Here is an 8479-nt window from a genome sequence, read left to right as displayed (position 1 = left end):
ACACGCCAGCTGGCGCCGGCGCCGCCGCGGCGATGAGCTTGGCCGTCCGCGCGGTCGCGGCGCGCCGTCGAAGGGAACCGTCGCGGCCTGGACTGCGGCCACCTTGATCTTGGACATCTCGCTCATTCCTTGCTGGGGATCGCGCGGCCGCCCGGCCAGAGCGGGCGGTCGAGGTCGAACAGGTCGCGGGTGCGGGTGTAGGTGGAGGCGCCGTGCATGCGCCCGACGAGGTCGAGGGCGGCGGCATCGACGCGCGGCCGGTCGGGATCGCCGGTCAGCACGTGGCAGGCATAATAAGCGTGCAGCACCTCGCCCACCGCCAGAAGCTGGCCGGGGCCGGTCTCCAGCAGGTGGGTCAGGCGGCACTCGAAGGCCACCGGGGAAGCGGCGATGCGCGGCGGCCGCACGGCGAGGCTTGGCACGGTTTCGAGCCCGGCGAGCGCGGTCTCGTCCACCTCGGGCGGCGCGTCCACGCAGGTGGCGTTCATCGCTTCCACGAGGGCGAACGGCACGAGGTTGACGACGAACTCCGCGGTGGCGCGGATGTTGGCCGCCGTGTCCTTGGGGCGGCCGGGCCGTGCCAGGATGCCGAGCGCGACCACGGGCCGGTCGCCGCCGAACACATTGAAGAAGGAATAGGGGGCGGCGTTCACCACGCCGTCCGCGTCCGCCGTCACCACCCAGGCGATGGGGCGCGGCATCACGGTGGAGGCGAGCAGCCGGTAACGCGCGTCCGCGGCCATGGTGCCGAAGTCGAAATGGCGGGTCGCGCAAGCGCCTGCCGAAGGGGCCGCAGTGTCGGTCATCTTGGTCCTGCTTCGCCCCGCCTCGGCTGGCGAGGCGGGGCGGCATGCCGGCGGCGCTCGAACGCCCGAGGGCGCGCCGCCGGCTGCACGGGAAGGAAGTTGATCCGCGCTCAGGCGCGCAGGATCTTCACGCTCTTGACGTCGAAGCCGCCGGCGGCGATCTCCTTGTCCACGGACCCGGCAATCGCCGTGTTGATGAATTTCGGCACATCCGGCAGGCGCGGCAGCAGCTTGGCCTCCACGCCCCACTTGCCCAGCGTCTCCATCTGCGCGATCTGCTCGGGGGACAGCGCCACCTTGATGTCGGTGAATGCCTTCGCGCTCCATGCGGGATCGTAGCTGGAGGCCTTCTGCAGCACCGGCTCGGGAATGTTCTTGGCCGGCTCCAGCGAGCGGAACCAGCCGTTCACGAGGTCATTGTTCTGCGCGGCGAAGAACAGCGCCTGGGCGTTCGCCATCAGCAGGCGCTTCAGCGCGTCCGGCTTCTGCTGGACGAAGCGGTTGTTGGCCGAAAGCACGATCACCGGGCTGAGGTTCTCGGAGATCACGGCGGCATGGCCGGTGCTCTCGAAGTAGCTGACGAACGGATCGTAGCTGAAGAAGGCGTCGATGCGCTGGGCGCCCACCGCATCCGCAAGCTCGGCCGGGCCGACATTCACGAACGTCACGTCCTTGCCCGGCACGAGACCGGCTTTCAGCACCGCGTCCTGCGCGTTCTGGAAGGCGGTGATGCCGAAGGTGCCGAACACCTGCTTGCCCTTGAGATCCGCCATCTTGGTGATGCCGGACTTCTTGGTGGCGAGCACCGCCGAGCGGAAGCGCGCCTGCGAGGACACGGTCGTCACCGGCGCGCCGATGGCCATGGTGGTCACGGCGGCGAAGTCGGAGAGCGTGCCCACGTCGCCGGCGCCGGAGACCAGCGCCTCGGTGATGGCGGGCGAGGCGGCGAGCTGGATCATCTCCATCTTCAGGCCGTTGCGCGCCGGGATGTCGGTGCGCATCAGCACGTGGGCGATCTGGGCCGACACGGTGGTCGTGTTGAACCAGCACATGCGGACCACGTCGCCCTCCTGGGCGCGCAGGATCGTGGGGGCGGCGAGCGGGAGAGAGGCGGCAAGGCCAGCGGCGAGCTGGCCGAAGCGGCGGCGCGAGAGTCCTGAGGTCACGGATTATTCCCCTTTCTGCCATTCCGGCTTGAGCGTTTCCCACAGGTCGTTGACCGTGGAGACGAACCATGGATCGGAGCGCATCTCGGCTGTGCGGGGCCGGGGAAGCGGCACGAGAACCTCCTCGCGCACCGGCCGGGTCGCGGGCTCATCACCACCACGCGGTCGGCGAGGAACACCGCCTCGTCGATGCCGTGGGTGACGAAGATCACGGTCTTGCCGGCGTCGGAGGAGATGCGGGCGATCTCCTCCTGGAGCAGCACGCGGGTCTGCGCGTCGAGCGCGCCGAACGGCTCGTCCATCAGCAGGATGTCGGGGTCGGGCGCGAGCGCGCGGGCGATGGCGGCGCGCTGCTTCATGCCGCCCGACATCTCGTGCGGATACTTGTCCTCGAATCCCGTGAGGTGGACGGTGGCGATCAAGGCGCGGGCGATCTCCGCCCGCTCGGCCTTCGGCATGCCCTTGGCCTTCAGCCCGAACTCGACGTTCTGCTGAACCGTCATCCAGCCGAACAGCGCGTAGTCCTGGAACACCACGGTGCGCGAGGGGCCGGGCTTGGTGATCGGCCGGCCGTCCTGGAGGATCTGGCCGCTGCTCGCCGCCTGGAAGCCGGCGACGATGCCGAGCAGGGTGGACTTGCCGCAGCCCGAGGGGCCGAGCAGCGAGATGAACTCGCCGCGGCGGATCTTCAGCGTCACCCCGTCGAGGGCAACGACGGCAGTGTCCTGGCCCTTGGTGCCGTAGACCTTGCCGACGTTGCGGATGTCGATCTGGATGTCGGCCGGATCGGCGTGCATGGCGTGGCCCTGGAACGGCGTGGAGGCGAGTTGGGCGGTCGCGGCCATGGCGGGGCTCCTCAATTGCGCTCGGAGGGCGCCCAGGCGTTCACCTTGCGCTCGATCCGCTCCAGGATCGCGGACATGGCGAAGCCGACCAGGCCGATGGTGACCATGCCGGCCACCACGTTGTTGATCTGGAACAGCATGCGGGACTGCTGGATCAGGTAGCCGAGGCCGGTCTGGGCGGCGATCAGCTCGGCCGTCACCACGCACATCCAGCCGACGCCCAGCGCGATGCGCAGGCCCGGCAGGATGATGGGCAGCGAGGCGGGGATCAGCACGTCCCAGAACAGCTGCCAGGGCTTCGCGCCGAGGCACAGGGCCGCGTTCATCTGGTTGCGGTCGAGGCTGCGCACCGCGGTGTAGGTGGCGACGAAGGCGGGGAAGAATGCGCCGAGGAAGACCAGGAAGTAGGAGGCCGCGTCGCCCAGGCCGAACCACAGGATGGTGATCGGGATCCAGGCCAAAGGCGGGATCGGCCGCAGCGCCTCCACCACCGGGCGCACATAATCGGAATGGTGCGCCACCAGCCGCAGACGAGGCCGAGCGCCAGCCCGGCGATGCAGGCCAGAAGGAAGCCGACCGCCACCCGCTGCAGGCTGGCGCCGAGATGAATCCAGAGCGAGCCGTCCAGCGCCAGTTCCCACAGCGCCTGCCCCACCGCGATCGGCGAGGGCAGCAGGAAGTCGTCGATGACGCCGAGGCTCGACAGCGCCTGCCACAAGCCGAAGAAGGCGGCGAGGCCCAAGGCGGCCCGCACGGAGCGGTTGGCGAGAACGCGCCCCTCGGCCGGGTGGGGGCGGACTTGCGCAGGGCGGGTGCGGCCATCAGGGCGCCCGCATCGGCTTTCGCGTCCATGGGGGCTTTCTCCTTCACGCTGGCGGCCGGAGGGGCGCTTGAGCAACTGGACATGCTTTAACGCTATTTATGTCGGCTATTTCCGTCAATCATAGAATCTGCCGCCTTTGACGATTAATCGCGCATTTGCGTCTCATTTTTCGATCAGATTTCGGGTATTGCGCTCATTTTTTGTGCGTCGCATCAATTTTATATCGGATAAAACCGACATTGGACGCCGGTCGCAAGATCGGCCATGGTCAGCCATCGGCGAGGGGCGACGCGTGACGGACGACATCGAAGAGAAGCTGGCGCGGATCGGCATCACGGGCACGCTCTACAAGCTCTATCTGACCGCGGTCGGGCTCGGCGCTGCGTCCATCACCGACGTCGCGGCGCAGGCCGGTCTCGCGCGCACCACCGCGCACGATGCGCTCGCCAAGCTGGAGGAGGAGGGGCTCGTCCGGTTCGTGGACAACGGCAAGCGCCGCTTCGTCGTGGCGCAGGACCCCGGCGTCCTGCTGGAGCGCATCGAGGCGCGCCGGCAGATGATCGAGGACGTGATGCCGGTGCTGCGCTCCATGTATCACCACGAGACCGGCAAGCCGAACGTGCGCTTCCATCCCGGCCCCGAAGGCATCCGCACCACCCTGTGGGACACGCTTTCCGGCGGCGCCAAGGTGCTGCGCGCGACGCTCTCGATGAAGGAATTGATGGCCGAGCCGGGCCTTGATGAAATGGAGCGCTATCTCACCGAGCGCGCGCGCCGGGGCACTTGGCTGCACGTGATCCGCTCGGAGGAGCGGGACATCGCGCCGATCTGGCCGTCGAGCCGGGAGCAGCGGCGCGAACTGCGCTATGCGCCGCCCGCTTATACGCTGGCCATGACCTGCTTCATCTACGGCAACAAGGTGGCGCTGATTTCGTCCGCGCGGGAAAGCTACGGCATGATCATCGACAGCGCCGAGTACGCCGCCTTCCAGGCCGCCATGTTCGATGCCATGTGGAGCCTGAGCACACCCGCCCCGGCGCAGCCGTGAGGCGGGCCCTGCGACGCCGGGGCGAAACAGGATAAGACCGCGGCGGATCGCACGATCCGCCGCGGTCCATCAGCTGCGAACCGCGGGTCGCAGCGGTGCCGCTACCGGCCCGGCGCCAGATTCGGGCGGCCGGCGGGGCGGTGTCAGCGCTGGCCCACCCTTGCGGCCCGCGTCGGACGCGCGCTCGCGATCCTCCGCGAAGTTGCCGGCACCGCCGCGCTGCTGCTGCGCGGCTCCCCGCCGCCTGCTGGCGGGATGCCGGTGCCGGCCTGGTCCTGCTGGCCGCCGTGGCTGTGCTGGCCACCCTTGCGGCCGGCTTCGGAGGCCCGCGTCACGGTCCTGGGAGAAATTGCCGGCGCCGCCGCCCTGCTGGCGGGTGTCGGTGCCCGACTGGCTCTGCTGACCACTGTGGCTGTGCTCGCCACCCTTGCGGCCGGCGTCCGAGGCGCGGTTCGGGTCTTCCGCGAAGTTGCCGGGGCCACCGCGATGATCCTGATTGGCCATACCCAAACTCCTTGTTCGTTTGCCCCCGTACCTGAACAACAACGGATACGACCCTCTGTTCCGTCTCTCGTAACGGAAGCAAGCAATCGCGGTTGCATATTTGAAGCGTGGCGGTGAACGGTCCCCAGGATGGCGACGAATACGCGGCAACCTCGTGTCGATTGCTGAAAATCATGTGTCGAATATCGGGTCATGGAACTGAACGCGCGACCGCGGTGTGGCGCCGTCAGACGGGCGCGGCACAACTGGCGATCAGGAGCGCGGGCAGCGCCGTCCAGGCGATCGCCACCAGGGACAGGAGTGCGAGCCAGCGGCCGATCTGGTCGGCATCGCCGCCGCCGCGCCGCCGCTGACGCACCAGCCCCAGTCCCACCATGCCGGCCGCCAGGAGCGAGACGGCAGCGACGAACAGCCGGTGGGCCGACGGCCCGGGACCGTGCAGGCAGAACAGGGATTCGCTCGCATAGACGAGCAGGAACTGCGCCGCCCAGATGACCGGCCCGTAGAGCGTGGCGCGCAGATAGGCCCGCATCATCCGCCTCCGGCGACGCGCGGGAAGCCGTGGGTGAGCGCGAGGCCCAGCGTCCCCTGGCACAGGGCGAAGATCCACATGAGCTTGAGCGTGTCGAACACCACCCGCCGTGTGGCGTCGAGCCGGCCGGCGGCCCGGCGCGCCACCGCGAACAGGGCCACGGTGATCACCCCCGCCGTCATCTGCGACTGCAGCAGCGGCGCCATGTAGGTCGCGGCGCCGAATGCGCTGTCCGAAGGCAGGAGGCCGACCGACCGGAAGCCGGCCACGTCCAGGCCGATGGCGGCCGTCAGCGCCGCCACCCCGCCCAGGATGAGGCCCCCGAGGACGATCCCGGAGGCCTGGCGCCGCAGGCTGACCTCCGCGGCGGCCATCGCCGCCGCGCTGACGCCGAGGCAGGCCAGCGCCGCGGCGGGCCAGGAAGCCGCCGGCAACGCGGCCGGATCCGGCCAGCCGTCGGGCGAGAGGGTCCACAGGAACAGATAGGCGAAGACAAAGGAGAGATAGAGCGCGCTCGCCACCAGCATCAGCACCACCACCGCCCACCAGGCGGGCGATTTCGGGCCGCTGGCATAGGTGGGCAGGCGCACGCCGCCGCCGATGTCGGCTTGCCCGGCGGGCGCGGGGTCGCTCGACCACATCCAGGCGACCATCATGGCGATGGACAGGGCGCCGCAGGCGAGCGCGAGCGTCACCGCCTTCACCGTGAGCAGCATGAAGAAGGCGGCCATGGCCACGGCGGCGATCAGGTGCGCCCAGCCGGGGCCCGGCAGGCGCATGAGCAGTTCGGGTTCGGCGTCCACCGGCGAGGTGACGATGGTCTCGCGCGCGCCGGTCACGGTGCCGGGCAGGAAATGGCCGCCCGCCTCCACCTCGCGGGCGAGGCCCGGCTGGTCCCAGAGCGGATAGCGGCTCGTCACCCGCGGCACGCTGCGGGCCGAATAGGAGCCGTTGGGCAGCCATTCCAGGGTGCCGGCGTCCCAGACATTGCCGGCGCCCTCGCCCCCGGAGGGGCGCAGGTTGCGGAACAGATCGACCACGAACAGCAGCACCCCGGCCGCCAGCATGTAGGCGCCGATGCTGGAGACGAGATTGTAGGCCTCCCACCCGAGGCCGGCGGGGTAGGTGTAGACGCGCCGCGGCATGCCGAGCAGGCCGGCGAGGTGGAGCGGGAAGAAAGCGACGTTGAAGCCGACGAAGATGAGGGCGAACACCCACTTTCCCAGCCGCTCGGACAGCGGCCGCCGGCTGAAGGCGGGCGCCCAGTAGTAGAAGGCGGCGAACAGCGGGAACACCATGCCGCCCACCAGCACGTAATGGAAATGCGCGACCACGAAATAGGTGTCGTGCACCGCCCAGTCGAACGGCACCATGGCCACCATCACCCCCGACAGGCCGCCGATGGTGAACACGCAGATGAAGCCGAGCACGAACAGGGACGGCGTCGCGAGCCGCAGCCGTCCGAGCGCGATGGTGCCGATCCAGGCGAACATCTGGATGCCGCTCGGGATCGCCACCGCCATGCTGGCGGCCGAGAAGAAGCCCAGCGACACCATGGGGATGCCGGTGGTGAACATGTGGTGCACCCACAGTCCGAAGCTGAAGAAGCCGGTGGCGATCAGCGCCACCACGATCAGGCGGTGCGCCACCAGTTCGGTCCGTGCCATGGCGGGCACGATCATGGAGACCATGCCGGCGGCGGGCAGGAAGATGATGTAGACCTCCGGGTGGCCGAAAAACCAGAACAAATGCTGCCACAGCAGCGGGTCGCCGCCCTTCGCGGCGATGAAGAACGGCCAGCCGAAGGCGCGCTCCATCTCCAGCATCATGGTGGCGAGGATCACCGCCGGGAACGCGAACACGATCATCGCCGCGAACACCAGCATGGTCCAGGCGAAGATCGGCATGCGGTCCAGCGTCATGCCCGGCGCCCGGGTGCGCAGCACGCCGACGATGATCTCGATCGCCCCGGCGATGGCGGAGATCTCGATGAAGCCGATGCCCAGCAGCCAGAAGTCGGCGCCGATCCCCGGCGAGAAGGCGGTGCCGGTGAGCGGGGGATACATGAACCAGCCGCCGCTCGGCGCGAGGTCGAAGAACAAAGTGGAGAAGAAGATGAGCCCGCCCACGAGATAGGCCCAGAAGGCGAAGGCGCCGAGCTTCGGAAACGGCAGGTCGCGGGCGCCCAGCATCTGCGGCAGCAGCAGGATGCCGAGCGCTTCGACTGCCGGCACGGCGAACAGGAACATCATCACCGTGCCGTGCATGGTGAAGATCTGGTTGTAGGTTTCCTGCGAGAGGAAGCCGTTGCCGGGCACCGCGAGCTGGGTGCGGATCAGCAGGCCGAGCACGCCGGCGAGCAGGAAGAACAGGAACGCCGCGCCGATATAGAAATAGCCGATGACCGAATTGTTGACTGCGGCGAGGACGCGCCAGCCCTTTGGCAGGCGCCACACCTCCTTCAGGCGGTCGAACTCGTCGTCCGGGCGCGGCAGCTTGCTCGGCAGGCCGCTGGGCAGGATGCGGCGCGCGGCCTCGGCGGGCGTTCTGGCGGGCGCGTCGGTCATCGGAGCGCCGAAAGGTAGGCGGCCATGGCGTCAAGCTCCTCGGCGTCCAGCATCGCGAAGGCGGGCATCGCGTGGCCGGGCTTGTGGGCGGGGCGCGTCGGCGATGAAGCGCACGAGGTTGTCCGGCGTGTTGGGCCGCATGGCCGCGCCGAGCGTGCGCCGTTCGCCGAAGCGCGTGAGGTCGGGGC

At 69.2% G+C, this 8479-nt stretch carries 8 protein-coding genes; 1 reads left to right on the top strand and 7 read right to left on the bottom strand.

All coding sequences use genetic code 11. The features are described from left to right. Window positions 1-122: 122 nt before the first annotated feature. The 4 genes from AC2W7M_RS14495 to AC2W7M_RS14480 form a co-directional block, all read right to left on the bottom strand. Complete coding sequence (locus AC2W7M_RS14495) at window positions 123-806, bottom strand: flavin reductase family protein (RefSeq protein ID WP_486132964.1); 684 nt, start codon at window positions 804-806, stop codon at window positions 123-125. A 110-nt stretch (window positions 807-916) separates the two neighbouring features. After that, on the bottom strand, window positions 917-1972 hold the full coding sequence (locus tag AC2W7M_RS14490; protein WP_486132963.1) for an ABC transporter substrate-binding protein: 1056 nt from the start codon (window positions 1970-1972) through the stop codon (window positions 917-919). Further along, window positions 1969-2817 (bottom strand): ABC transporter ATP-binding protein, encoded by an 849-nt coding sequence (locus AC2W7M_RS14485; RefSeq protein WP_486132962.1) that lies wholly within the window; start codon window positions 2815-2817, stop codon window positions 1969-1971. Before AC2W7M_RS14485 ends, AC2W7M_RS14490 begins: the two co-directional genes overlap by 4 nt. Window positions 2818-2828: 11 nt before the next feature. Next, window positions 2829-3338 carry an ABC transporter permease gene (locus AC2W7M_RS14480; RefSeq protein ID WP_486132961.1) on the bottom strand — a complete coding sequence of 170 codons (510 nt, stop codon included), beginning with the start codon at window positions 3336-3338 and terminating at the stop codon, window positions 2829-2831. 594 nt (window positions 3339-3932) lie between these two features. On the opposite strand from AC2W7M_RS14480, the gene AC2W7M_RS14475 reads away from it, so the two are divergent. Continuing rightward, window positions 3933-4688 (top strand): TrmB family transcriptional regulator, encoded by a 756-nt coding sequence (locus AC2W7M_RS14475; RefSeq protein WP_486132960.1) that lies wholly within the window; start codon window positions 3933-3935, stop codon window positions 4686-4688. 69 nt (window positions 4689-4757) lie between these two features. On the opposite strand, the gene AC2W7M_RS14470 is transcribed toward AC2W7M_RS14475, so the two are convergent. The 3 genes from AC2W7M_RS14470 to ctaD form a co-directional block, all read right to left on the bottom strand. Further along, window positions 4758-5192 carry a con-10 family general stress protein gene (locus AC2W7M_RS14470; protein WP_486132959.1) on the bottom strand — a complete coding sequence of 145 codons (435 nt, stop codon included), beginning with the start codon at window positions 5190-5192 and terminating at the stop codon, window positions 4758-4760. A gap of 226 nt (window positions 5193-5418) precedes the next feature. Further along, a complete protein-coding gene (locus AC2W7M_RS14465) occupies window positions 5419-5727 on the bottom strand; it encodes a hypothetical protein (protein ID WP_486132958.1) in 309 nt (102 codons plus the stop codon). Further along, on the bottom strand, window positions 5724-8291 hold the full coding sequence (ctaD, locus tag AC2W7M_RS14460; RefSeq protein WP_486132957.1) for a cytochrome c oxidase subunit I: 2568 nt from the start codon (window positions 8289-8291) through the stop codon (window positions 5724-5726). The genes AC2W7M_RS14465 and ctaD overlap by 4 nt, the downstream gene beginning before the upstream one ends. Window positions 8292-8479 lie beyond the last annotated feature (188 nt).

This window comes from Xanthobacter sp. BG11Y11_SDJG (assembly GCF_057364445.1).
Note: the sequence above shows the minus strand (reverse complement) of the source record. Positions and strands in the feature narration are given on the sequence as shown.

Coding starts and splice junctions, on each gene's coding strand:
- AC2W7M_RS14495 (WP_486132964.1), bottom strand. CDS start 806: ATGACCGACACTGCGGCCCCTTCGGCAGGCGCTTGCGCGACCCGCCAT.
- AC2W7M_RS14485 (WP_486132962.1), bottom strand. CDS start 2,817: ATGGCCGCGACCGCCCAACTCGCCTCCACGCCGTTCCAGGGCCACGCC.
- AC2W7M_RS14470 (WP_486132959.1), bottom strand. CDS start 5,192: ATGGCCAATCAGGATCATCGCGGTGGCCCCGGCAACTTCGCGGAAGAC.
- AC2W7M_RS14465 (WP_486132958.1), bottom strand. CDS start 5,727: ATGATGCGGGCCTATCTGCGCGCCACGCTCTACGGGCCGGTCATCTGG.
- ctaD (WP_486132957.1), bottom strand. CDS start 8,291: ATGACCGACGCGCCCGCCAGAACGCCCGCCGAGGCCGCGCGCCGCATC.